Here is a 24,264-nt window from a genome sequence, read left to right as displayed (position 1 = left end):
GTCGAAGGCGGCGTTGGTGGTGGCCTGGGAGTCCGTCAGCGCCTTGAGCCGGTTGGTCCGGGTGGTCTGCGGGTACTCGCCGACGGCCTCGAACAGCACCCGGCGCCGGCCGGGCCCCGGTCGGGTGAACGGACCGGACGCGGCTGCGCGGTGAAGGTCCACCTGGTCTACCCGGCGCCGCTCTGGCGCGAGCACGGGCTCTCCGGCTGGTCGGTCAACGCCGAGGGCCCGCTGCTCTCGACGGTCGACGACTCGCCGGGCTTCGCACCAGCCGGCGGAGCGGCCGGCACGCGAGCCGACGGGCCGGCCGGCGTACTGACGGGCTTCGTCACCGGCGCCGAGGCCCACCGGTTCGCCGCCCTGGACCCGGCGGAGCAGCGCGCCGCGGCGGTCGCCCAGGCTGCCCGGCTCTTCCCGATGCTCCCCGAGCCGGTCGGGTTCCACGTCACCGACTGGGTCAACGATCTGTACAGCAAAGGCTGTTACGCCGCCCTCTTCGGGCCGGGCGACTGGCTGCGGCTCGGGCCGCGGCTGACCGCCCCGCACGGCCGGGTGCACTGGGCCGGCACCGAGACCAGCACCGCGTTCTTCGGGCTGCTGGAGGGGGCGGTGCGCTCCGGGCACCGCGTGGTCGCGGAGATCCTCGACCGCCCGGCCTGAGCACCGCAGCCTGAGCACCGCCCGGCCGGAGCCCCCCGGCCCGAGCACAACCGGAGCCCCCCGGCCCGCGCACGACCGGCACCCCCCCCGGCACGTCACCCCCGGCACCCCCACCCGGCCCAGCCCCACCCCGTCCGTCGGGTACCGGACCTCTCCGAACCCGGCCCGGCCGCCGTTCCACGAGAACCGCACCGGGCCACCCCCCTCAGGAGGACCGCCATGAGCGACCACAGTTCCCAGCAGAGTCCCGTCGCCCCCCTCGCCGCCCGCGAGCGGCTGATGACCGAACCCGGCCTCGGCGCCGGCAACTTCCTCGACCACGCCATCGCGGCGAACCCGAACCGCGCGGTCCCGTTCGCCTTCAGCCACCACACCGACCACCGCGGGGCCGTGGTGCTGCGCGGACACAGCCTGCTCGACCTCGCCGCCCGGCGCGACCGGTACGCCGCCTGGTACCACGCCAACGGCGTGCGCCCCGGCGAGCCGGTGGCCGTGGTGGTGGCCGAGGGCCTGGAACCGCTGCTGCACTTCCTCGCGCTGACCGCGTTGGGCGCCGTCCCGGCCCTGGTCAACGACGCGATGCGGCACGACGTGATGGTCCGCTACCTCGACCACGTGGGGGTGGTCGGCGTGGTCGCCGACGACACCACAGGGCTGGCCGCCGCCTACCGCCGGGACCCGCAGCGCCGGCCCCGCTTCCTCGCTCTCGCCGCCGAGGTCCGGGCCTTCGACGCGGACGCGTCCGGTGGGCTGCCGCAGGCGTACCCGTACCGGCACGCGGCGGACGACGTGGTCGCGCTGATCCACTCCTCCGGCACCACCGGCACGCCCAAGTCGACGATGCTGGCGCACCGGCAGTTCTGGGACGGCAAGCAGCCGCGGATGGTGCGCTTCCCGGCCGAGCCGTACGACCGGCTGATGTCGCTGATGCCGCACACCCACGCGGGCGGCCTGAGCTACTTCCTCACCGCCACCCTGCTCGGCCTGCCGACGGTGGTCATGGCCGACTGGCGGCGTACGGTCGTCGAGCCGGTGATGGAGGCGTTCCAGCCGACCATGGTGGCCTCCTTCCCGCGCACCTTCGTCGAACTCGCCACCGGGGAGCTGCCGGTGAAGGGCGCCGCCAGGGTGCACTCCTGGTTCAACACCGGCGACAGCGCCCACTACGGGCACATCCGCCGGCTGGTCCAGCTGGGCGAGCGCCCGGCCGGGCTGATCCGGCCCTGGCTGCTGCCGCGCGAGAAGGCGGAGCAACCCGCCCTCCCCGGCTCGCAGTTCGTCGACGGGCTGGGCTCCTCCGAGATGGGCATGGCGCTGTTCGGCCAGGTCACCACGCCGGAGAGTGCCCGGGACGACCGCTGCGTCGGCAAGCCGCTGGAGGTGGTCCGCCGGGCCGCGGTGCTCGACCAGGACGGCACGGAGGTCCCGGACGGCACGGTCGGGCTGCTCGCGGTGGACACCCCGTCCCGCACGCCGGGCTACTGGAACGACGCCCGGCTCACCGGCAGCTTCGAACTGGCCGGCTACTGGCTGACCGGGGACGTCGCCCGGCGCGACGCCGAGGGCCGGTTCCACCACCTCGACCGCACCGTCGACGTCATCGACACCGCGGCCGGACCGGTCTACAGCCTGCCGGTCGAGGAGGTGCTGCTCGCCGACTGCGCCGAGCTGGTGCAGGACTGCTCGGTGGTCGGGGTGCCGGGCGGTCCCGGTGAGGGCCAACGCCCCATCGCCGTGGTCCGGTTGCAGGCCGCTGCGGAGGCCGCCGAGGTCGGCGCCGACGAAGTCCTGGACGCGGCCAACAAGGCGCTGGCCGGGGCCGGACTGGCCGCGCTGGCCGCCGTCCGGATCGCCCGCACGGCGGAGGACCTCCCGCTCGGGCCCACCGGCAAGGTGCTCAAGCGCGAGCTGCGCACCCGCTTCGCCACCCTCTTCACCGGCCAGTAGGGCGCGGATGGACAGCCCCGACCGCCCCGACCGCCCCGACCGCGCCGGAGGCACCAGGCCGCGGCAGCCGTACCAGTACGTCCGGAGCGCGCTGGCCGAGCCGGACTGGCGCCGGCTGCCGGGCTGGCGCGACGTGACCGAGGCCCAGTGGCGCGACGCCCAGTGGCAGCGGGCCCACTGCGTTCGGAACGCGCGCCAGCTGCGGGCCGTCGCCGGCGACCTGCTCACCGACGCGTTCTACCGGCAACTCGCCGCCGACCAGGCCGAGTTCGCGACCATGCCGATGCTGCTGCCGCCGCAGATGCTGAACACCATGGCCGTGCACGCCCCGGCCCGGCCGCGCGCCTTCACCGAGGCCTTCCTGGCCGACCCGGTCCGCCGCTACATGCTGCCGGTGCACGCCGACCGCCACCCGCGATGGCCCAGCCACCCGAAGGCCGAACGCGACTCGCTGCACGAGGCCGGGATGTGGGTGGTGGAGGGGCTGACCCACCGGTACCCCACCAAGGTGCTGGCCGAGCTGGCCGCCACCTGCCCGCAGTACTGCGGCCACTGCACCCGGATGGATTTGGTCGGCACCTCGACGCCCCAGGTCACCAAGGCCAGACTGGTGCTCCGGCCGGCCCACCGGCAGGAGCAGATGCTCGACTACCTCAAGCGCACCCCGGCCGTGCGCGACGTGGTGCTCTCCGGCGGTGACCTCGCCAACGTGCCCTGGCCGCAACTGGAGGCGTTCCTGCAGCAGTTGCTGGAGCTGGAGTCGGTCCGCGACATCCGGCTGGCCAGCAAGGCCGTGGTCGGCCTGCCGCAGCACTGGCTCCAGCCGCACGTCCTCGACGGCGTCCACCGGGTGGCCGCGGTGGCCGCCCGGCGCGCCGTCAACCTCGCCGTGCACACCCACGCCAACCACGTCCGGTCGGTGACCCCGCTGGTCGCCGAGGCGGCCCGGGCGCTGCTGGACGCGGGGGTCCGGGACGTCCGCAACCAGGGCGTGCTGATGCGCGGCGTCAACGCCACCCCCGAGGACCTGCTCGACCTCTGCTTCGCCCTCCAGGGGGAGGCGAACATCCTGCCCTACTACTTCTACCTCTGCGACATGATCCCCAACGCCGAGCACTGGCGCACCAGCGTGCACGAGGCGCAGCGGCTCCAGGAGGCGATCATGGGCTACCTGCCCGGCTACGCCACCCCGCGGCTGGTCTGCGACGTGCCGGACCTCGGCAAGCGCTGGGTCCACCAGGCCGTCGGGTACGACCGCGAGCGCGGGATCTCCTACTGGACCAAGAACTACCGCACCGAGCCGGAGATCCGCGCGGCCGCCGGCGCGGCCCCGCTCGACCGCCGCCACCCGTACTACGACCCGGTGGACACCCTCCCGGAGGCCGGCCGCCGCTGGTGGGCCGAACAGGCCGCCGCCGGCCCAGCCGGATCCACCGGCCCCACCGACCCCGCTCCGCAGCCGACGACCACCCCGCGAACCGTCCCGGAAGGAGCACGGTGAACCCCACCCTTCCCGCGAACGACCCCGGCCCGCTGCGCCGGATGTGCTGGATCTTCCCCGACCGCGAGTCCACCCGGATGACGGCCACCTGGCACCACTTCTTCTGGGACCTCTACGCGGAGACCGCCCGGGAGCTGGGCCTCACCTGGTGCCGCCACGCGCCCGACGCCGTCACCGTGGACGCCACCGACCCGGCCCGGCCCCTGGTCTACGTGGACGAGGAACCCGTCACCCCGCAGGACACCCTCTTCATCACCGCGCTCTACTCGCTGCCCTACCAGTCCATGGACGTCTTCAACCAGTACGCGCTCTACGCGGTGCTCGACCAGGCCGGCTTCTACCTGCCGTTCCCGCCGCACATCTCCCTCATCGGCAACGACAAGCTCGCCACCGTGCTGCACCTCGCCGACTCCCCGGTGCCGCCGGTCCCGTCGGTGCGGATCGGTACCGGCCGGGACATCAGCAAGCACCGGTACGAGATCGCGCTCGGCAACCTCACCTACCCGGCCATCGTGAAGCCGGCGGGCTGGTGCGGCGGCGGCGGGATCAACCTGGCCCGCGGCCCGGAGGAGATCCGGGGCCTCGCCAGCCTCGCCCAGGGCGGCGACACCACGCTCGTCGCCCAGCCCTACCTCGGCGACGGCACGGTCGACTACCGGGTCTACGTGGTCGACGGCCGGCCGTACGCGGTGATGAAGCGGATCCCCGAACCCGGCTCGCCGGTGGCCAACGCCAGCCGCGGCGGGACGATGGAGTTCCCGCCCGTCCCGCCCGAACTCGCCGAGGCCACCGCCTACTTCGCCGAGAAGCTGGCGATCCCGTTCTTCTGCGTCGACTTCCTGTACGACGGCGAGCGGTACTGGTTCTCGGAGCTGGAACCGGACGGGGTGATCGCCCCCGACTGGTCCGACCCCGGCCGCACGCTCCAGCGGGACATCACCCGCGCCCGGTTCACCGCCTACCGGGACGCCCACGCCAAGTGGCTCGCCGGCCGGCCCTCCACCACCCGACGGACGGACCCCCGATGACCGACGCCTTCTCCCTGCCGCCCGAGGCCGCCGCGCCGCACCTGCCGGTCGCCGCCCGGTCCCTGCACCGCCGTCGCGGCGCTGCTCACCCTGATCGCGCTGCTGGCCGGCGTGCCCGCGCTGCTGCTCTACGGCACCCAGGCCGTCGCGGCGATGGGCGAGATCGCGCCGGACGGCATCGGGCAGGCGCTGACCAGCCCCGACGACGGCCGGCTCTTCCTCTGGCTGCTCGTCGCGGTCGGCTGGCTGGGCTGGCTCTGCTTCGCCGTCTCCGTCCTGCTGGAGATCCCGGCCCAGCTGCGCGGGCGGATCGCCCGGCGGATCCCGGCCTTCGGCTGGAGCCAGCGGCTCGCGGCCGGCCTGGTCGGCGCCGTGATCGCCCTGCTGCCCGTGGCCGGCTCGTCCTTCGCCGCCACCCCCGACCGGGCGCAGGCCGCCGCCCCGGCCCAGTCGGCCGTCGGCATGCCGCGCGCCGCCCTGCCCGCGGCCCCGGCCGCCCCGGCCCTCACGCCTGCCGCCGACCAGCACCCCACCTACACCGTCCGGGACAGCCGGCCCGCCGACAGCCTCTGGTCCATCGCCGAGCGCCAACTCGGCTCGGGGGAGCGCTGGGTGGAGATCGCCAAGCTCAACGACGGCCGGGTGATGGAGGATTCGGGCCTGCGCTTCGACGCGGAGCGGCCGATCCAGCCCGGCTGGGAGCTGCTGATGCCGGGCGACGCCAAGGCCGACGAGGCCAAGGCCCCTGCCCCCGCTCCCGCCCCTGCCCCCGCCCCGGCGCCGGGCGCTTCGCAGCCGGGCGGCGGCGGGCACGGCACGGTGACCGTGGCGGCCGGGGACAGCCTGTCGGCCATCGCCCAGCGCGAGTTGGGGGACGCCGAGGCCTGGCCGCAGCTGTTCGAGGCGAACAAGGGCGCCCAGGCGCCGGACGGGGAGCGGCTCACCGACCCGGACGTGGTGGTGCCCGGGATGGTGCTGACGCTCCCGGGGGCTCCTGCTCCTGCGCCCGCCCCGGCCCCGGCGCCCGCACCCGTGCCTGCTCCGGTGCCGCCCGCTTCTTCGGCGCCCGCGCCCGCGCCTGTACCGACGGCTCCCGCACCGGTGCCGTCCGCGCCCGCCACCCAGGCACCCGCGCCCGCGCCGACGGCCCCCGCCGGCCACGCCCCCGCTCCTGCCGCGCAGGCCGTGGAGGCCCCGAGCGACGACTACAGCGTCGCCCTCGCCGCCTCCACCGTCGGCGTGCTGCTGGCGGCGATGATGATCGGCACCGTCGCCCACAAGCGCGGCACCCAGCAGCGCGCCCGCCGTCCGCGGCACCGCATCGCCCTGCCCGCCCCGCCCGCCGCCGCGTTCGAGGCCGAACTGCGGGCCCGTCAGGACGACCGCGGCCTCGACCTGCTCGACCGCGCCCTGCGCACCATGGCCCGCAACACCGTCCGCGGCGGCAAGCACCTGCCCACCATCGTCGCCGCCCGGGTCACCCCCGGCCACGTCGTCGAGCTCCACCTCTCGGGCCCGGCCATCCCGATCGCGCCGTTCCAGGCCGCGCACGCCCCCAACGTCTGGTGGTGCGCGGCCGACTCCACCGACCTGCTCTCGCCCGCCCAGGCCCGCAAGTGCGCCGCCCCCTACCCGGCCCTGGTCACCCTCGGCACCGCACCGGACGGCTCGGTCGTCCTCGCCGACCTGGAGACCGTCCGGCTGCTCCACCTCTCCGGCCACCCGGACGACGCCCGCGACGTACTGCGCACCCTCGCCGTCGAACTCGCGCACAGCCCGCTCGCCGACCGGCTCCACCTGCACCTGGTCGACCTCGCGGAGGAACTGCCGATCAGCGGGCCGGCCGCCGAGCGGGTCCACCGCCACGCCAGCCTGGAGGCGGCACTCGCCGCCCTCGGCCCGCGCACCGCCAAGGCCCGCGCCACCCTGGTCGCCGCCGAGGCGGCCAGCCCCCGGGACGCGCGCAGCCGGGGCCAGGCCGACGAGTCGTGGATCCCGGAGATCGTGCTCTGCGCCCACCAGCCCGGCGGCGACATCCCCGCCGAGCTCGGCCGCCTGCTCGACGCCCGGCCCCGGACCTGCGTCGCCGTGATCACCCGCGCGCCCGAGCGCGGCACCGGCCCGGTCGCCCGCTGGACCCTGCCCAGCACCGGCCAGGCCACCATCCCCGGCCTGCATCTCACCCTGGAGCTGCAGCGCCTGACCGGCCGGGAGTACGAGCAGGTCTCCGAACTGCTCCGGGCCGCCGACGACACCACCCAGCACCCCGCCCCCGCCTGGACCCTGGACGGCCCCGGCATCGACCTCGAACCGGCCGAACTGCCCAGCCCCGTACCGGTCCTGGTGGCGGTCGGTGCGGCGGGCAGCTCCCCGGACGGCTTCGCGGGCGGGCTCGCGGACGGGTTCGCGAGCGGGGTGGCGGGCGAGCCGGTGGGCGGTTTCGTGAGCGCTGCCGCGGGCGCTGTCGCGGGCGGGGCCGGTGCGGGAGCCGGGGACGGTGGCGACGCCGGCTCCGACGCGGCCGGGCCGCGCCTGCTCGCCCGGGTCATCGGCACCGGCGCCAGCCCGTTCGCGGGCACCGACCCGGCGGCGACCGCGGCGGGCGGCCCGGCCTCCCGCTTCCTCGCCAACGGCCTCGGCCGGCAGGCCGCCACCCCGGCGATCGCCGCGGTTCCCGCGGTGCCTGCGGTGCCCGCGGTGCCTGAGGTACCGGGCGACGCGGTGCCGGGCTCGGAGACGGGTGCGGAACCCGGCTCCGTGGAGCCCGGCACCCCGGCGGCGGACCTGGACGAGACCACGCAGAACCTCCGCCTCCCGGCCGCCGCCGGGACCGACGTCGTCGTGCCCGTCCAACCCGTCCGGCCGGTGCCGCCGGCCGGGCCCGACCCCAGGCCCGACAGCGGGGCCGATCCTGCGCCGGCGCCCACGGGTGCGCCCGCGTACGAGCCCGCGCCGACGCACGACCCCGCGCCCGCGGTCACCGGCGGTGACCCGCGCGTCCCCGCCCGGCCCCAGCCGTCCGCGGAGCCGTCCCCCGAGCGCGCCCCCGAGCCGTCCCCCGCCCCCGCCGACACCGCGCCGACGGCCCGCACCACGCCCGGCCGCAGCGACAGCGACGACCTGCTCGCCATCCTCCGCTCGCCCGAGGCGCACGCCGTCCGCACCGCTCCCCGGATCCGGCTGCTCGGCCCGGTCGACGTGGCCGGCGCCGCGGGCACCGCCGAACCGGCCGCCCTGCCCCGGCTCACCGAACTCGCCGCCTACCTCGCCCTGCGTGCGGGCGCCGACCACAACGCCCTCGACCACGACCTCCACCCCGGCGCGGCCCACCTCGACCCGCACCCCACCGCCGCCGACGCCAAGAGCCCGCTCCCCGCCAAACTCGCCGACCTGGCCGCCTGGTTCGGCAGCTCGGCCGAGGGCCGGGCCTTCCTGCCCACCGACACCCCCGACGGCTACACCTTCGCCCCGGCCGTCACCTGCGACTGGGACGAGTTCCGCAGCCTCTACCGCCGCGGCATGCGCAGCACCAGCGCCACCGCCGACGCGGCGCTCGCCCACGCCCTCGCGCTGGTCCGCGGCGCCCCGTTCGCCGAGGCCCCGCCCGCCGCCTACGGCTGGGCCGAGGCCGAACGCCAGGACATGATCGCCGCGATCGTCGACACCGCCCACGAGCTCGCCGCCCGCCGCCTCCAGTACGGCGACCACCGCAGCGCCGAGGCCGCCGTCTTCCGCGGCCTCGCCGTCGCCCCGGACGTCGAGCTGCTCCACCGCGACCTCTTCTACGCCTACGCCTCCGCCGGGGCACGCGACCAGCTCCTGCGCGCCGTCAACCGCCTCGACGCCCTCAGCCGCCGCACCGGCCGCGAGCTCGACGCCGACACCATCACCCTGCTGCGCGACCTCCTCTCGGGAGCGTGACCGGGCCTCAGGAGCGGCGTGGTCGGCCCGGCGAGGTCCCCGCGGTGCGGCGGGTGGGGTGCGGCGGACGGTGGGAACGGGTGGCGGACCGGCTTCCGTGGTGGAACCGGTCCGCTGTCGCGCCGTGGCGCCGTGCCGATGCGCCGTCAGCGCCGCCGCCGACGACCGGCGCTGTACCCGGCTGGGCCGGGGATGCTCCGGCCGCCCCGGCGCCCGGTGCCGACGACCCCGCTCGGCCCCGGAGCCCGGCGGGACCGTCGCGACCGGCAACTGGGCGGCCGAGAAGGCCCGTTCACCCCGCAGCGGCCCGGTCGGACGGCGGCCGTCGGCGCGGTGGGCGCTGCCTGACCCGGCACCACGTGGCCACGGCCGACGGTCCGCGACCGGGCGCCGGCCGGCGGCCCGTCCTTGATCACCGCCCCGGCCTGGCTCGGGCGTGCCGGGATCTCGTAGGGTGGCGCACACGGCTGTGGTGACAGGCACCACGGGGCAGGGAAGTCAGACGCCGCTGAGCGGCGGGGCGGGGCGGTGACCAGAGATGGCGGAGACGACGGCTGTCCCCGGCGGTCACGATCCCGTGGCCGACGCGATTCCCCGGGACGCCGTGCCGCCGAACCACGCGCGCAACGCGTACGAGGACCACCCGCCCGGGCCGGCCGCCCTGTACGAGCCGCCGCCGGCCCCCGCGCCGGTACCGGCCCAGCCCTCCGTTCCGGCGGGAGTGCCGGGGCCGGGGCCCGGTCCTGCCGCCGCGCCCGCCGCCGCGCCCGCCGCACCGATGGCGGCGCCGACCGGATGGACCGTCACCGGCATGCCCGTCGTGGCCCCGCCGCCGTCCGCGACGCCGCTGCCGTTCCCCGTCCCCGGGGCGGCACCCGTACCCGGCACGGCCCCCGTTCCCGGGACCACCCCCGCGCACGGCATCCCCCTCGGCGCACCCGGCCCCGGCGGCCTCGGGTCCGCGCCGCGCGGGCGGATCCTGGTCGTCGAGGGCGGCTACGGCACCTCCGGCCGCCGCACCTGGGGGCGCGGCGGACCGACGCAGGCACCCGTACTCTCCGCGATGCTCGCCGCCGTCTCCCCGCAGGTCCTGCTCGCCGCCGAGGCGGTCGACGCCGTCCACCTCCCGGGCGCCAGCGACCCGCACACCGTGCTCGCCCACCTCCGGGCCGCCGCCCGGCACCCCGGCCCGCTGCTCGTCCACCTCGGCGGGCACCTGCTCGCCGACAAGCGCGGCGGCCAACTGCACCTCACCCTGCGCGACTCCAAGCCCGGCAGTGTCCGGCAGGACGGCCTCGCCTGGCAGTCCATCGCCGGCGAGCTGCGGCACCGGCCCGCCGACTGGCAGACCCTCGTGATCGCGGACCTGAGCGCCGACCAGAGCGCCTGGCCGTTCCTCCAGGGCACGGTCTCCCCGCTCGCCGACGGCCTCCCGCTCTGGGCCGTGGTCAGCCCCGACCCGGAACAGATCGGCACCTTCACCCGCGCCCTGATCGAGGCCCTGCACGGCGGCCGACCCGGCGCCGAGTCCGTCCTCGCCCCCGAACAGCTGCGCCAGCAGGTGTACTCGGTGCTGCGGCCGGACGTGATCATCCTGGCCACGCACGCGCCGAACCGCCCGTTCTTCCGCAACACCGCCCGCCGTACGGACGGCGTGGTGGACAGCGTCCCCTACGACGGCCCGCTCCCCGCCGCACTGCGGCCCCGCCCCGCGGCGGCCCGGGACACCGGGGCACGCGACGCCGGGTCCCGCGAGGCCGGAGCGCGCGAGGCTGCGCCGCGGGATGCGGTGCCGGTGCGGCGGCCCCTGGTCACGCTGGACAAGCCCGCCGCGGCGGCCTTCGGGTCGGCGGCGCTCCCGGTCGCGGGGGCGGTCCCGGCGCCGGGGTCCGTGGGGGCGGCGACGTCGTCCGACGGCCCGGTGAACCTGCTCAAGCCCAGCGTCCCGCCCACACCCCCGCCCCCGGCCCGGCCCGTCGACCTGGTCAAGGCCTACGCCTGGCGCCCGACCCTGAACGGCGCGGTCACCCTCGCGAAGTCCGCGTCGGCCGACGCGGTGCCGGCCGACGCGGCGCCGCTGGACGCCGTCGCCGAGGACGCGATGCCCGAGGACGCGGTGCCGGACGCCGCCGCCCCGGTGGACGCCGTGCCCGAGGACGCCGCTCCCGCGTCCCCCGAGCCGGACGCCTCGCAGCCCCGGGCGGACTACCGCGAGGTGATCGGCCGGATCGTCCGCAGCGCCGACGCCGGTGACCACGCGGCCGCCACCGACCTCGCCTTCGCCCTCGAACTGGAGGCGATCGCCGAGCACGGCGCGGTCTCCGAACCGGTTCTCCAGGTCCGTCAGGTCCGCGCCCACGTGTGCCGCCTCGCCGGCAAGACGATCGAGGCGGCGGAGATCTACCGCGAGGTCGCGCTGACGCTGCTCCGTTCCCGGGGTGCGGACCACCAGGAGACCCAGCAGGCGGCCACCAACGCCGAGGCCTGCTGGCGGGCGATCCAGGACCGTGCGGAGGCCATCCGCATCGCCCCCGAGATCATCGAGCTGCGCGCCTACCTCCCCGGCCCGGACGGCCGCAAGCTCCGCGCCGCCGAACGCCACCTCGCCCACCTCGCCGCCACCCCCGCCTGACCCGAGGCCTCCTGACACCCCGCCCTCCTGCACAGGAGGTCGGCCGGTCCGACCTCATGCGCAAGGGGCGGGCCGGCCCGGGCATGCCGGAGGGGAAGCCGGGCGGGCCGGCTTCCCCTCGGTGGTGGTGCGGCAGTCAGCGGCCCGCGATGGCGTGGACGAACTTGGCGCCGTCGATGGTGCCGAGGCCACTGGCGAGGTCGTAGCCCTTGGCGGCCTGGTAGCCCGTCACCTTGTCCCAGGAGTTGTCGCCTTCGGTCACGTCGACCAGGCCGCTCCACTGCTGCGGGAGCAGGTTGAGGCCGTAGAGGCGCCAGTTGAGCTGGCCGAGCCGGTGGCCGGCGAGCTGGTCGGCGAGGGCGACGACGCCGGAGAAGATCGGGGTGGCCTCACTGGTACCGCCGGTGAGGTGCCAGCCGACCGACGTGGGGTCGTAGGACTCGTACGTCCAGGCGGCGCCGTCCACGGCGGCGCTCATGCTGATGTCCGGCGTGCCGCGGTGGTTGCCGGTGACCCCGGCCACGCCGGTCTGGTACCAGGGGCGCTCGAAGACGCCGGAGACACCGCCGCCGCCCGCGCCGTAGGTGTCGTGCCAGACCTTGTCGGGCGCGGTGCGCTTGCCGGCGTCGTCGAGGCTGAGCTGGGTGCCGCCGATCGAGGTGACCAGCGGGTCGCTGGAGGGCCAGGAGTTGACCCGGTACGGGTAGAGGTCCTCGCCGTTCTCCTGGGCGTCGGTCGCGCCGTTGTCGCCGGAGGCGGCGAGCACGGTGACGTCGTGGGCGGCGGCCTCCTTGAAGGCGTACCGCAGGTCGGTGAGCGACTTGAAGTCGCCCTTGGCGAAGCCGGGGAAGGTGTTCTCGGTGGCGCCGAAGCTCTGCGAGATCACGTCGGCCTTGCCGGACTTGATCAGGGCCTTCTCGGCGTCCATCATCTCGGGCAGACCGGTCGTGCCCTCGGTCTCGGCCACGCCGGTCTCGACCAGGATGATGTGCGCGTCGGGGGCGACGGCGTGGGCGTACTCGACGTCGAGGGTGGTCTCACCGGCCCAGCCGGTGTGGTCCGGGTTCTTCGGGTCGAACTCCGGGACGTTGCCCCACTTGACCACCTCGACCTGGGTGTCGGGGATGCCCCACTGCTTGTCGAAGACCTCCAGGTCGTGCTGGATGGTCGGGGAGCCGAACGAGTCGACGATGACGATGGTCCGGCCCTTGCCGGTGATGCCCTCCTTGTACAGCGGGTCGAGGTTGTAGGCGGTCCGGTACTGGAGCGGGGAGTAGCAGTGGATGCCGATCTGGCTGACGCACTGGGAGGTGGGCAGTGGCGCGGTGCGTCCGGTGGCGCTGATGTGGCCGGTGGAGGCGGGGCGGACGTGCACGCCGGCCAGGCTGCCGGAGGCCGCGGTGGCGCTCACGGCCGGGACGGAGAGCGTGCCGGCGGCGAGGGCGGTGGCCCCGGCGGCGAGCACGGACAGGGCGCGGCGGAGGGTGACGGGGCGGCTGCCCATGGGACTCCTTGGGACGCAGGGCCCGACCTGGTCCGGTCGGGTCGGTCCGGCCATCCCATCGAGTGCCGCATGATCATGCCATAGTCATTTCGTACTGCCGGCATGGTCGCGCCTGGCCACCGGAAAAGGTAAAGGCCGTCCCAGGCGAAAGTAACCCATCACCGGGGACGGCCATCTGACGCTACGTCAGTAATCTTCGGGCGTGGTCAGCGCGCCCCGCCGTTGACGTACAGCGTCTGCCCGCTGACGTAGGAGGCGTCCTCGCTGGCCAGGAAGGCGACCACCGAGGCGATCTCCTCCGGCTGGCCGGCCCGTCGCAGCGGCGTGCGGGCGGCGACCTCGGCCTGGTGCTCCTCGGCGGTGGCGCCGACCCGCTCGGCGGTGGCGGCGGTCATCGCGGTCGCGATGTAGCCGGGGGCGACGGCGTTCACGTTGATGTTGAACGGGCCCAGCTCGATCGCCAGGGTGGCGGTCAGCCCCTGGATGCCGGCCTTGGCGGCGGCGTAGTTGGCCTGGCCGCGGTTGCCGAGCGCCGAGCGCGAGCTGAGCGAGACGATCTTGCCGTACTTCTGCGCCACCATGTACTTCTGCGCGACGTGGCTGCAGTTGTAGGCGCTGGTCAGGTTGACCGTCAGCACTGCGTCCCAGTCGGACTTGGGCATCTTGAAGAACAGGTTGTCCCGGGTGATGCCCGCGTTGTTGACCAGGATGTGCACGCCGCCGAGGTCCTGCGCCACCTGCGCGAACACGGCCTCCACCGCGTCGTAGTCGGCCACGTCGCAGCCGTACGCGCGCGCCGTGCCGCCCTTGGCGGTGATCTCCTCCACCGTGGCGGCGGCGCGCTCGGCGGTGAGGTCGACCACGGCGACGGCCGCGCCCTCCTCCGCCAGCAGTCGCGCGGTGGCCGCGCCGATGCCCTGCGCCGCGCCGGTGACGACGGCGACCTTGCCTGCGAAACGAGTCACTGCAACTGCTCCTTGTTGCGATGCGGACCTGCGATACGAATACGAACCTGCGAACGAGCTTGCGAACGAGCCTGTGGTGCGGGTGTGCGGCGCGAACAGATGACAGCTGACAGATGATGAAAGTTGTCATCTGTCATCTGTCATCTGTCAGCCGTCAGCCGTTGGCCGTCGGCTGTCGTCCGGGAGTTGCCGGACGGGCCCTCAAGCCGATTCCACCAGCACGGCCGTACCCTGGCCGACGCCCACGCACATGGTCGCCAGCCCGCGGCGGGAGCCGCTGCGGCGCATCCGGTGCAGCAGGGTGGTGAGGATGCGCGCGCCGGAGCCGCCCAGCGGGTGGCCGAGGGCGATGGCGCCGCCGGTCGGGTTGACCAGGTCCGGGTCGATGCCCAACTGGTCGATGCTGGCGAGGGCTTGGGCCGCGAACGCCTCGTTGAGCTCGGCCTCCTCCAGCGAGTCGACCGACCAGCCGACCCGGCCGAGCGCCTTCCGGGTGGCCGGCACCGGGCCGATCCCCATCACGTCCGGGTGAACGCCTGCCGAGGCGCCGGCGACGTAGCGGCCGAGCGGCTGGAGCCCGAGGTCGCCGAGCGCCTCCTCGCTGACCAGCACCAGGCCGGCCGCGCCGTCGTTCATCGGCGAGGCGTTGCCCGCCGTCACCGTGCCGCCCGCCCGGAACGCGGGCTTGAGCTTGGCCAGCTTCTCCAGGCTGGTGTCCTCGCGGATGCTCTCGTCCTGGCCGACCGTCACCCCGTCCGGCCGCTCGACCGGGACCAGCTCGGCGTCGAAGTGGCCGTCCTTGCGGGCGGCGGCGGCCAGCTGGTGGCTGCGCAGCGCGAAGGCGTCCTGGCGCTCGCGGGTGATCCCGTAGGTGGTGGCGACCTCCTCCGCGGTCTCGCCCATGGAGAGGACGCCGTGGAGGTCGGCCATCCGGGGGTTGGTGAGCCGCCAGCCGAGCCGGGTGTCGTAGGTCTCGATCCGGTGCGGCAGCGCCTCGTCGGGGCGGGGGAGGACGAAGGGGGCGCGGGTCATCGACTCGCAGCCGCCGGCCACCACCACGTCGGCCTCGCCGGAGCCGATCGCCCGGGCCGCCATGGTGACGGCCTCCAGGCCGGAGGCGCAGAGCCGGTTGACGGTGGCACCGGGGACGGTGTCGGGCAGGCCGGCGAGCAGGACGGCCATCCGGGCGGCGTTGCGGTTGTCCTCGCCGGCCTGGTTCGCGGCGCCCCAGTAGACGTCGTCGATCCGGGCCGGGTCGAGGGCGGGCAGGTCGGCGAGCAGGGCGCGCAGCACGGTGGCCGAGAGGTCGTCGGGGCGGACCGTGGCGAGCGCTCCGCGCAGCCGGCCGATGGGTGTGCGGCGGGCTGCGGCGAAGTAGACAGGACGCACGTCGTCGGGCTCCTTATCCGGAGGTGAGGGTGTCTTTCACAGGGCTTGTCGGCAGTGGTGGCGGCAGTGGTGCCGACGGGTGGCGCCGACGGGTGAGAGGGCAGGTTTGGCAGCGGGCGGTTCGGCAGGCGGCTCAGAAGGCGTTGACGCCGGTGAGCGCGCGCCCGATGAGCAGCTTGTGGATCTGGCTGGTGCCCTCGTAGAGGGTCATCACCCGCGCGTCGCGCAGGTACTTGCCGACCGGGTACTCGTCGATGAATCCGTACCCGCCGAACACCTGGAGCGCGTTGTTGGCGGCCCGGACGGCGGCCTCGCTCGCGTAGAGCTTGGCGACGGAGGACTCGGTGGCGAACGGCAGGCCGCGGTCGATGTGGTCGGCGACCTTCCAGGTGAGCAGCCGGGCGGCCTCGACGTCCACGGCGATGCCGGCGAGCAGTTCCTGCACCAGCTGGTGCGAGGCGATCGGCTTGCCGAACTGCTCGCGCTCGCCCGCGTACCGGACGGCGGCTTCCAGGCAGGCCCGGGCGATGCCGACGCAGCCGGCGGCGACCGACATCCGGCCCTTGGCGAGCGCGGCCATCGCCACCGTGAACCCCTTGCCGGCCTCGCCGAGCCGGGCGGAGTCGGGCACCCGGACGGCGTCGAAGGCGAGTTCGGCGGTGGCCTGGCCGCGCAGGCCGAGCTTGCCGTGGATCTCGGTGCGGGTGAAGCCGGGCAGCCCGGTGGGGACGAGGAAGGCGGTGATGCCGCGGTGGCCGGCCTCGCCGGTGCGGGCGAAGACCAGGGCGACGTCGGCCCAGGTCCCGTTGGTGATGAACATCTTGGAGCCGCTGATCAGCCAGTCCCCGCCGTCCCGGACCGCCCGGGTGGTGAGGTTGGCGGCGTCGGAGCCGGTGCCGGGCTCGGTGAGCGCGAAGCAGCCGAGTGCCTCGCCGGAGGTGAGCCGGGGCAGCCACGCGCGCTTCTGGTCCTCGGTGCCGTAGCCGTTGACCGACTTGGCGACCAGGCCGAGCGAGACCGAGACGATGCCGCGCACGGCGGAGTCGCCCCGGCCGAGTTCCTCCAGGGCCAGGCAGTAGCCGAGGTGGTCGCCGCCGCTGCCGCCGTACTCCTCCGGGAGGGTGAGCCCGAGCAGTCCGAGCTTGCCCAGCTTGCCGATGATCGCGCGGTCGACGGACTCGGCGCGGTCCCACTCGGCGGCGTACGGGACGATCTCGCGGTCGGTGAAGGAGGCCGTCAGGTCGCGGAGCGCGGCCTGCTCCTCGGAGAGCTCCAGGTTCATCGACACCCCTTCTGTCAGACCCCTCTGTCTCACTGCGCTGTCTCACTGCTCTGTCACGGCGCTCGGTCGCACTGCTCTGTCGCACCGCTCTGTCACGCCCCGCCGGAGCGGCGGCCCTCGCGGCGGCGCGGCGCCACCCATAAACTAGCGCTGCAAGTTTTACCGGGACTGTAGCCCCGACCGGCCCACGCTGGGAAGAGGCACCTGCCAGAATCGGTCCTCACCCACCCGACCGGAGGAACCACGACGATGGCCCGCCCGCGCACCCCCCTGCTCAGCCGCGAGCGCATCGTCACGGCCGCGCTCCAGCTCGTCGACGCCGAGGGTCTGGCCGCGCTGTCCACCCGCCGGCTCGCCACCGAGCTGTCGGTCAGCGGGCCCTCGCTCTACAACCACTTCGCCACCAAGGACGAGCTGCTGGACGCGGTGGTGGACAGCGTGATGGGGGAGGTCGACCTGTCGATGTTCGCCGGCGGCCCGGAGGGCGCGGCCGTGCCCTGGCCGGAGGCGCTGCGCGACTGGGCCCGCTCCTACCGGGCCGCCCTGGCCGCGCACCCCAACATCGTCCCGGTACTCGCCCAGGGCCCCGGGCGCCGGCCGAACGCGCTGCGGCTGGCCGACGCCGTCTTCGGCTGCCTGGTGGAGGCGGGCTGGCCGCGCGGCCAGGCCACCCGGATCGGTGCGCTGATGCGGTACTTCGTGGCCGGTTCGGCGCTGGCCTCGTTCGCGGCGGGCTTCCCCGAGGACGCCGGGGTGTACGACGCCACCGACTACCCGCACCTCGGCGAGGCGCACCGGCTGGCCGAGCACCGCGGCGCGATCGACGAGGGCGCCTTCGAGACCGGGCTGGAGGCGCTCCTGGACGGGCTCGCCCTACGGTACGAGCGGACGGTCCGGACTGTCGGCGCCGCGCGGGCGGTCCGGACCACCGGCCCCGCCGGTCACCACGGTTCGCGGGCCACGAAGGCCGGCCGCAGCGAGGGGTCCACCGGGTCGTAGTACCGGTGGTAGACGGGGGTGAGCCCGCCGGAGACCGGCGGCACGATCCAGCTCCAGTCGGCGGGCGTGGGCCGGCCGAGCCGCTTCTCCCGGGCGACGTGCTTGAGGAACCGTTCCGACTCGGTGTGGTGGTCGGCCATGGTCACCCCGGCCTCCTGGAACGAGTGCAGCACCGCCACGTTCAGCTCCACCAGCGCCCGGTCGCGCCAGAGCGTGCGGTCGCTCGAGGTGTCCAGGCCGAGCCGTTCGGCGACGGTCGCCAGCATGTCGTATCGGTCGGCGTCGGCGAGGTTGCGGGCGCCGATCTCGGTGCCCATGTACCAGCCGTTGAACGGCGCGGTGGGGTAGCGGACGCCGCCGATCTCCAGCGTCATGTCGCTGATCGCGGGCACCGCGTACCAGCGCAGGCCCAGCTCGGCGAACCAGTCGTGGTCGGGGTGGACGAGCTCGACCTCGAGGGTGCTGTCGTCCGGCAGCTCGTACCACTCGGGGCGCTCGCCGGGGCGTTCCTGGACCAGCAGCGGCAGCACCTCGAACCGCTCCTCGCCGCACTTCCAGCCGAGGTCCCGGGCCCGGGCGGCCGGCTGGGCCCCGGCCGGGTCGCCGATCCAGGCGCCGTCCGCGCCGGGGTGCCCGGCGTAGCGGACCAGCTGCTGGTTGAGGATGCGGGCGGCCGGTCGGCCGGGCCGGTCGGGGGCGAACACCGAGACCACGGGGCGGATCCGGCCGCCGTTGCCGGCCAGCCGCAGGTGCTCGAAGCACTCGGCGGCGATGTCGTCGGCGGAGGCCAGGTGCCGCAGGTCGCGGACGGCCAGGCTGCGCCAGTACAGCCGGCCGATGCAGCGGGCCGCGTTGCGCCAGGCGAGCTTGGCGCCGTACGCGAGCTCGGCGGGGGTGTGCTCGTAGGTGCCGGTGGCGTCGATCTCGTCGAGGACGGCCCGCAGCCGTCCGGCCGGGTCCCCGACGGCGGGCTGCTCGTGGTGGAACTGCCGGATGAAGTCGGCGGCCTGGCCGGGATCGGTGAACGGGGCCCCGGCGTCCACCGCACCGGTCCGGGGCGCGACGGTCCGGGGCGCGGCGGGCCCCTGCGGCGCGTCCGCGGGCCGGTCCGCCTCGTCGGCGTGGTGCGCGAGCGGGCCGGTGACGTGCCCGGTCGGCCGCCGGGCGGGCTGCCCGGCGCCCCGGGCGGCGGCGTCCTCGCCAGGCGCGTCCCCGGACGTGGCCGACCCGGAGGTAGCGGCCCCGGACGTGGCGGCCCCGGACGTGGCGGACGCGGGCGGGGGCGCCGCCGCCGGGTGCGCGTGGGCGTACGGGCAGCCGGCGGCCGGTGCTGCCGCCATCACTCTGCGGGTGCTGCGGGCGCGAAGCCGGTTGAAGATCAAGGACTCATCCCTCCTGGCCACCAGGAGTACCGGAGCGGTGCGCGGCGCCGCAGGGAGTGAACGATTCGGCCCCCGCACCGGCGCCGGGGACGCTATGGTGCGGGGGCCGAGGGTCCGACCGTCGGATCAGCCCATGTCCTCCAGCCGGACGCCCTTGGTCTCCTTCATGAACCGCGCCACGAAGAGGATCGACAGCGCCGCGAAGCCCGCGTAGACCAGGTAGGTCGCCGACAGGTTCCAGCGCGAGAGCGAGGGGAACGAGACGGTGATCGCCCAGTTGGCGATCCACTGGGCCGAGGCGGCGACGGAGAGCGCGGCGGCGCGGACCCGGTTGGGGAACATCTCGCCGAGCATCACCCAGACGACCACGCCCCAGGACATCGCGAAGAACAGCACGAAGGCGTTGGCGGCGATCAGCGCGACGGTGCCCTGGAGGTCCGGGAGGGTGACGCTGTCGCCGCTGCCGGTGGCGGAGGAGAACGCCCAGCCGCAGGCGGCCAGGGCGACGGCCATGCCGGCCGAGCCGATCAGGGCGAGCGGCTTGCGGCCGATCCGGTCCACCAGCAGGATCGCGACGACGGTGCCGAGGATGTTGATGACCGAGCCGATGAAGCTGATCAGCAGCGAGTTGCTCTGGTCGATGCCGACCGACTGCCAGAGGATCGACGAGTAGTAGAAGATCACGTTGATGCCGACGAGCTGCTGGAAGACCGAGAGGCCGATGCCGACCCAGACGATCGGCAGCAGGCCGAAGCGCCCGCCGAGCAGGTCGCGGAAGCGCGGGCGGTGGTCGGAGTCGATCAGGGCCTGGATCTCGGCGATCCGGGCGTCGGTGTCGGCGTCCTTGCCCTCGACCTCGGCGAGCACGCCGCGGGCCTCGTCCAGCCGGCCGGCCGCGATCAGGAAGCGCGGCGACTCGGGGATCATCGAGGAGAGCACGAAGTACACGACGGCCGGCAGGACGCAGATGCCCAGCATCCACTGCCAGGCCTCCAGGCCGAGCACGCGGCCGCGGGTGTCGCCGCCGGCGGCGTCCGCCAGCACCCAGTTGACCAGCTGGGAGATCGCGATGCCGAGCACGATCGCGGCCTGCTGGAAGGAGGCCAGCCGGCCGCGGTAGCGGGTCGGCGCGACCTCGGCGATGTAGGTCGGGGCGATCACCGAGGCGATGCCGATGGCCGCGCCGCCGAGCACCCGCCAGCAGGCGAGGTCCCAGGCGGAGAACGGGAGCATCGAGCCGAGCGCGCTCACCGCGAAGAGCAGGGCGCCGGCCTTCATCACCTTGATCCGGCCGTACCGGTCGGCGAACCGGCCGGCCAGCGCGGCGCCGACGGCCGAGCCGAGCAGCGCCGAGGAGACGATCAGGCCGGTCACGCCGTCGCCGACGCCGAACCGGTCCTGGATGCCGGAGACGGCGCCGTTGATCACGGAGCTGTCGTAACCGAACAGGAAGCCGCCGAGGGCCGCGGCGGCGGTGATGAAGACGACGAAGCCGAGGCGGTCGGAGGACTTGGCCTCCTCCGCCGCCGGCCCCGTCTTCTGGGTGACGCTCACGATCTTGACTCCTGGTACTCAACGCTGAGCTTGGTAGCCGCTTGGTAGTCGAGATCGTAACCCGTCAATGTTCAAGTGTTGTACATGAGATGCCCTTCAAGCCCCTTTCTCATTAGTAAGGTGAAAAATCAAACCGGCTCGGCCAGGGACAGCCCGAACCGCCCCTCGTCGTCCGTCCACCAGTGGGCCAGCCGCAGGCGGGCCGCGGTCAGCTCCTCGGCGACCCGCTCCCGGCGGAACTTCGCCGACACCTCGGTGCGCAGCTCCTCGCCCGCGTCGAAGTGGACCGGCAGGTCCAGCGCCGGGATCTTCACGGTCTGCGCGCGCAGCGAGCGCAGCCGCATCTCGATCCACTCCTGCTCCGCGTCCCAGAGCGCCACGTGCTCGAACGCGTCCGGGTCGAAGTCGGCGGACAGCTCCCGGTTCAGCACGTTGAGCACGTTCCGGTTGAACTCCGCCGTCACCCCGGCCGCGTCGTCGTACGCGGCGACCAGCACGTCCGGGTCCTTGACCAGGTCGGTGCCGAGCAGCAGGAAGTCGTCCGGGCCGAGCGCGGCGCGCAGGCGGCGCAGGAAGGCGGCCCGCTCGGCGGGGAGCAGGTTGCCGAGGGTGCCGCCGAGGAAGGCGACCAGCCGCGGCCCGCCGCCCGGGGGCAGCCCGGGCCCGGTGGTGAAGTCGGCCAGCACGCCGTGCACGGCCAGTCCCGGGTACTCCTCGGAGAGCGCCTTGCCGGCGGCGGCCAGCGCGCTCTCGCTGACGTCCACCGGGACGTAGCTCTCCAGGGTGCCGAGGTCGCGCAGGGCGTCCAGGAGCAGCCGGGTCTTCTCCGAGGAGCCCGAGCCGAGCTCGACCAGGGTGCGGGCCCGGGTGGCGGCGGCGATCTCGCCGGCCCGGGCGGTCAGGATGGCCCGCTCGGCCCGGGTCGGGTAGTACTCGGGCAGCCGGGTGATCTCCTCGAACAGCTCGCTGCCCCGGGCGTCGTAGAACCACTTCGGCGGCAGCCACTTCGGTTCGGAGGTCAGACCGTGCTGCACGTCGTGCCGCAACGCGGTGCTGAAGTGGTCCGCGGCCAGCAGCCGGGTGAGATCGAAGGTGCTCATGGCAGATGGGTCCTCGGTTCAAAAGGTGAAGGATTGGGCAGGGGAGAGGCTCAAGGGGCCGGAGGGGCCGGAGGGGCCGGAGGGGTTCAAGGGGCCCCGGACGGGCTCGGAGGGGCTCAGAGGGGCCGGACCGCGACGCCGTCCGGTCCGGCCAGCAGCAGCGAGCGGTCCGGGACGGCGGTCCAGTCCGGGTGGTCGTCGTACGGCTCGGAGGCGACCACGACGCCGCGGCCCGGCAGGGTCCGGTGGTACAGGGTGTCGCCCCAGGCGGTCGCGGCTAGCGCACGGCCGTCGGTCAGCAGCAGGTTGAGCCGGCCGGTGGTGCGCGCGGCCACGTCGGCGACCGTGCCGGCCAGCGCCTCGCCGAGACCGGCGCCCGACCGGAGCCGGTGCAGCGCCAGGCCCCAGAGCAGAGCCGAGTCGGTGCGCGCCACCAGCTCCAGCAGCTCGGCCGGCGGCAGCAGCCCCGCCAGGGCGTCCAGCTTCTCCGGCCAGCCGGACACCGCGCCGTTGTGGCTGAACAGCCAGCGCCCGGCGGCGAACGGTGCGGCCGCCTCCTCGCCCGCCGCGCAGCCCTCGGTGGCGGAGCGGACGGCCGCCAGCAGCGCCCGGGTGCGGATCACCCGGGCGAGGTCGGCGAACGTGGCGTCCGCCCAGACCGGCCCGGCCCGGCGGTGGCGGGCCGGCACCTCGTCGCCGTCCGCGTACCAGCCGAGGCCGAAGCCGTCCGCGTTGACCGTGCCGTACTGCTGGATCCGTGGCGCCCAGGACTGCCGGTGGAGCCCGAACGGCGGCTCGACCAGCAGCTCCCGCGGTGCCACCGGCTCGCCCAGGTAGGCGAGATGGCGGCACATCAGCCGGCCTCCACGTCGACGGCGGTGCGGAACCCGGCGAAGATCTGCCGCCGGACCGGGTAGTCCCAGTTGCGGAAGGTGCCCCGGCAGGCGACCGGGGCGACGGCGAAGCAGCCGCCGCGCAGCACCTTGTACTCGGGACCGAAGAAGACCTCCGAGTACTCCTTGTACGGCCACGCCCGGAAGCCCGGGTAGGGGCGGAAGTCGCTGGCCGTCCACTCCCACACGTCACCCATCAACTGCCGGACGCCGTAGGGGGATTCGCCGCCGGGGTAGCTGCCGGCCGGGGCCGGGCGGAGGTGGCGCTGGCCGAGGTTGGCGTGCTCGGGGCCGGGCGCCGCGTCGCCCCACGGGTAGCGGCGGGAGCGGCCCGAGGCGGGGTCGTGCCGGGCGGCCTTCTCCCACTCCGCCTCGGTCGGCAGCCGCCGTCCGGCCCACCGGGCGTAGGCGTCGGCCTCGTACCAGCTGACGTGCAGCACCGGCTCGTCGGCCGGGACGGGCTCCAGCAGGCCGAACCGGCGGCGGAGCCACTCGCCGCCCTCGTGCCGCCAGAACAGCGGGGCGGTCAGCCCGGCCTGCTGCCGGTGCGCCCAGCCCTCGGCCGTCCACCAGCGCGGTTCGTCGTAGCCGCCGTCGGCGATGAAGCGCCGGTAGGCGCCGTTGGTGACGGGCGTGGTGTCCAGCCGGAAGGCCGGCAGCCCGACCTGGTGCGCGGGGCGCTCGTTGTCCAGCGCCCAGGGCTCGGTGTCGGTGCCCATGGTGAACGGGCCCGCGGGGATCAGGACGTCGGCGGGGAGCGTGGCCGCGTCCGCCGGGGCGGGCGGCGGCGGGGGAGCGGCCAGGGCCGGCGCGCCCTTGCGCAGCTGATGGGTGATCAGCATCGTCTCGTCGTGCTGCTGTTCGTGCTGCGCGATCATGCCGAAGGCGAACCCGGCGTCCAGCAGCGGGGCGCCCTCCAGCGGGCTGGCCCCGAGCAGGTCGAGCACCCGGCCGCGCACCTCGTGGGCGTACGCGCGGGCCTCGGGCGGGGGCAGCAGCGGCAGGCTGGGCCGTTCGGCGCGCGGGTGCTCGAACGCGTCGTACAGCGGGTCGATCTCCGGGTGCATCGGGTCCCGGCCGCCGACGTTGCGCAGCAGCCAGAGCTCCTCCTGGTTGCCGATGTGCGCGAGGTCCCAGACCAGCGGGGACATCAGCGGGGAGTGCTGGGCGGTGAGGTCGTGGTCCTCGACGCAGTCGGTGAGCGCGGCGGTCCGGGCGCGGGCGGCCAGCAGCTCGGCGGCGATCGTCTCGCGCAGCGTCTCCAGGGGGAGCGAGCCGAGCTCCGGGGGGAGCGAGTCGCGCGGCGGGGTGCCGTCCGGGTGCGGCCGGCCGGGGGTCGCAGGGGTCGCGGCGGGGGCGCCGGCCGGGCGGGCGTCGTCGATCATGGTGCGGCCTCCTCCGGGGGAGTGCGTCGGGTGCCGGAGCGCAGGGCGTCCAGCTGGTCGTCGGCCGGGCAGCGGCCGCGCGCGGGGTAGCGCTCGGCGAACTCGGCGACGGCGGTGCGCAG

General features: G+C 75.1%; 16 protein-coding genes. 7 read left to right on the top strand and 9 right to left on the bottom strand.

Annotated elements, in window-relative coordinates; genetic code table 11:
* The first annotated feature begins 150 nt into the window (after positions 1-150).
* The 6 genes from ABZ885_RS17545 to ABZ885_RS17520 all read left to right on the top strand — a co-directional run bounded on the left by ABZ885_RS17545 (position 151) and on the right by ABZ885_RS17520 (position 11,689).
* Positions 151-660 (top strand): FAD-dependent oxidoreductase, encoded by a 510-nt coding sequence (locus tag ABZ885_RS17545; protein WP_360188726.1) that lies wholly within the window; start codon positions 151-153, stop codon positions 658-660.
* 219 nt (positions 661-879) lie between these two features.
* Positions 880-2,607: a class I adenylate-forming enzyme family protein gene (locus ABZ885_RS17540; RefSeq protein ID WP_360188723.1), complete on the top strand. Its 1,728-nt coding sequence runs from the start codon at positions 880-882 to the stop codon at positions 2,605-2,607.
* 7 nt (positions 2,608-2,614) lie between these two features.
* Positions 2,615-4,108 carry a lysine 2,3-aminomutase gene (locus tag ABZ885_RS17535; RefSeq protein ID WP_360188721.1) on the top strand — a complete coding sequence of 498 codons (1,494 nt, stop codon included), beginning with the start codon at positions 2,615-2,617 and terminating at the stop codon, positions 4,106-4,108.
* Positions 4,105-5,136, top strand: a complete 1,032-nt coding sequence (locus tag ABZ885_RS17530; protein WP_360188718.1) for a hypothetical protein — start codon at positions 4,105-4,107, stop codon at positions 5,134-5,136. Before ABZ885_RS17535 ends, ABZ885_RS17530 begins: the two co-directional genes overlap by 4 nt.
* Before the next feature lie 111 nt (positions 5,137-5,247).
* Entirely contained in the window at positions 5,248-9,057 is a 3,810-nt protein-coding gene (locus tag ABZ885_RS17525; RefSeq protein WP_360188715.1) for a BTAD domain-containing putative transcriptional regulator, read from the top strand.
* 538 nt (positions 9,058-9,595) lie between these two features.
* Positions 9,596-11,689, top strand: coding sequence for a hypothetical protein (locus ABZ885_RS17520; protein WP_360188712.1), 2,094 nt, complete (start codon positions 9,596-9,598; stop codon positions 11,687-11,689).
* A 136-nt stretch (positions 11,690-11,825) separates the two neighbouring features.
* On the opposite strand, the gene ABZ885_RS17515 is transcribed toward ABZ885_RS17520, so the two are convergent.
* The 4 genes from ABZ885_RS17515 to ABZ885_RS17500 form a co-directional block, all read right to left on the bottom strand.
* Positions 11,826-13,193 carry a S53 family peptidase gene (locus ABZ885_RS17515; RefSeq protein ID WP_360188709.1) on the bottom strand — a complete coding sequence of 456 codons (1,368 nt, stop codon included), beginning with the start codon at positions 13,191-13,193 and terminating at the stop codon, positions 11,826-11,828.
* 206 nt (positions 13,194-13,399) lie between these two features.
* Entirely contained in the window at positions 13,400-14,158 is a 759-nt protein-coding gene (gene fabG, locus ABZ885_RS17510; protein ID WP_360188707.1) for a 3-oxoacyl-ACP reductase FabG, read from the bottom strand.
* A gap of 201 nt (positions 14,159-14,359) precedes the next feature.
* The gene (locus ABZ885_RS17505; protein WP_360188705.1) at positions 14,360-15,547 is read right to left on the bottom strand and encodes an acetyl-CoA C-acyltransferase; all 1,188 of its coding nucleotides are present in this window, start codon (positions 15,545-15,547) and stop codon (positions 14,360-14,362) included.
* 133 nt (positions 15,548-15,680) lie between these two features.
* Complete coding sequence (locus ABZ885_RS17500; RefSeq protein ID WP_360188703.1) at positions 15,681-16,829, bottom strand: acyl-CoA dehydrogenase family protein; 1,149 nt, start codon at positions 16,827-16,829, stop codon at positions 15,681-15,683.
* Positions 16,830-17,078: 249 nt separating this feature from the next.
* On the opposite strand from ABZ885_RS17500, the gene ABZ885_RS17495 reads away from it, so the two are divergent.
* Positions 17,079-17,828 carry a TetR/AcrR family transcriptional regulator C-terminal domain-containing protein gene (locus tag ABZ885_RS17495; protein ID WP_360188701.1) on the top strand — a complete coding sequence of 250 codons (750 nt, stop codon included), beginning with the start codon at positions 17,079-17,081 and terminating at the stop codon, positions 17,826-17,828.
* On the opposite strand, the gene ABZ885_RS17490 is transcribed toward ABZ885_RS17495, so the two are convergent.
* The 5 genes from ABZ885_RS17490 to egtB form a co-directional block, all read right to left on the bottom strand.
* Positions 17,771-19,168, bottom strand: coding sequence for a nitric oxide synthase oxygenase (locus ABZ885_RS17490; protein ID WP_360188698.1), 1,398 nt, complete (start codon positions 19,166-19,168; stop codon positions 17,771-17,773). The genes ABZ885_RS17495 and ABZ885_RS17490 overlap by 58 nt on opposite strands.
* Positions 19,169-19,336: 168 nt before the next feature.
* On the bottom strand, positions 19,337-20,764 hold the full coding sequence (locus tag ABZ885_RS17485) for a sugar porter family MFS transporter (protein WP_360188695.1): 1,428 nt from the start codon (positions 20,762-20,764) through the stop codon (positions 19,337-19,339).
* A 128-nt stretch (positions 20,765-20,892) separates the two neighbouring features.
* Positions 20,893-21,864 carry an L-histidine N(alpha)-methyltransferase gene (egtD, locus tag ABZ885_RS17480; protein ID WP_360188693.1) on the bottom strand — a complete coding sequence of 324 codons (972 nt, stop codon included), beginning with the start codon at positions 21,862-21,864 and terminating at the stop codon, positions 20,893-20,895.
* A gap of 116 nt (positions 21,865-21,980) precedes the next feature.
* Entirely contained in the window at positions 21,981-22,718 is a 738-nt protein-coding gene (egtC, locus tag ABZ885_RS17475; RefSeq protein ID WP_360188690.1) for an ergothioneine biosynthesis protein EgtC, read from the bottom strand.
* Positions 22,718-24,142, bottom strand: a complete 1,425-nt coding sequence (egtB, locus tag ABZ885_RS17470; protein WP_360188687.1) for an ergothioneine biosynthesis protein EgtB — start codon at positions 24,140-24,142, stop codon at positions 22,718-22,720. Before egtB ends, egtC begins: the two co-directional genes overlap by 1 nt.
* Between the last annotated feature and the right edge of the window lie 122 nt (positions 24,143-24,264).

This window comes from Kitasatospora sp. NPDC047058 (assembly GCF_040643935.1).
Classification (GTDB): domain Bacteria; phylum Actinomycetota; class Actinomycetes; order Streptomycetales; family Streptomycetaceae; genus Kitasatospora.
Note: the sequence above shows the minus strand (reverse complement) of the source record. Positions and strands in the feature narration are given on the sequence as shown.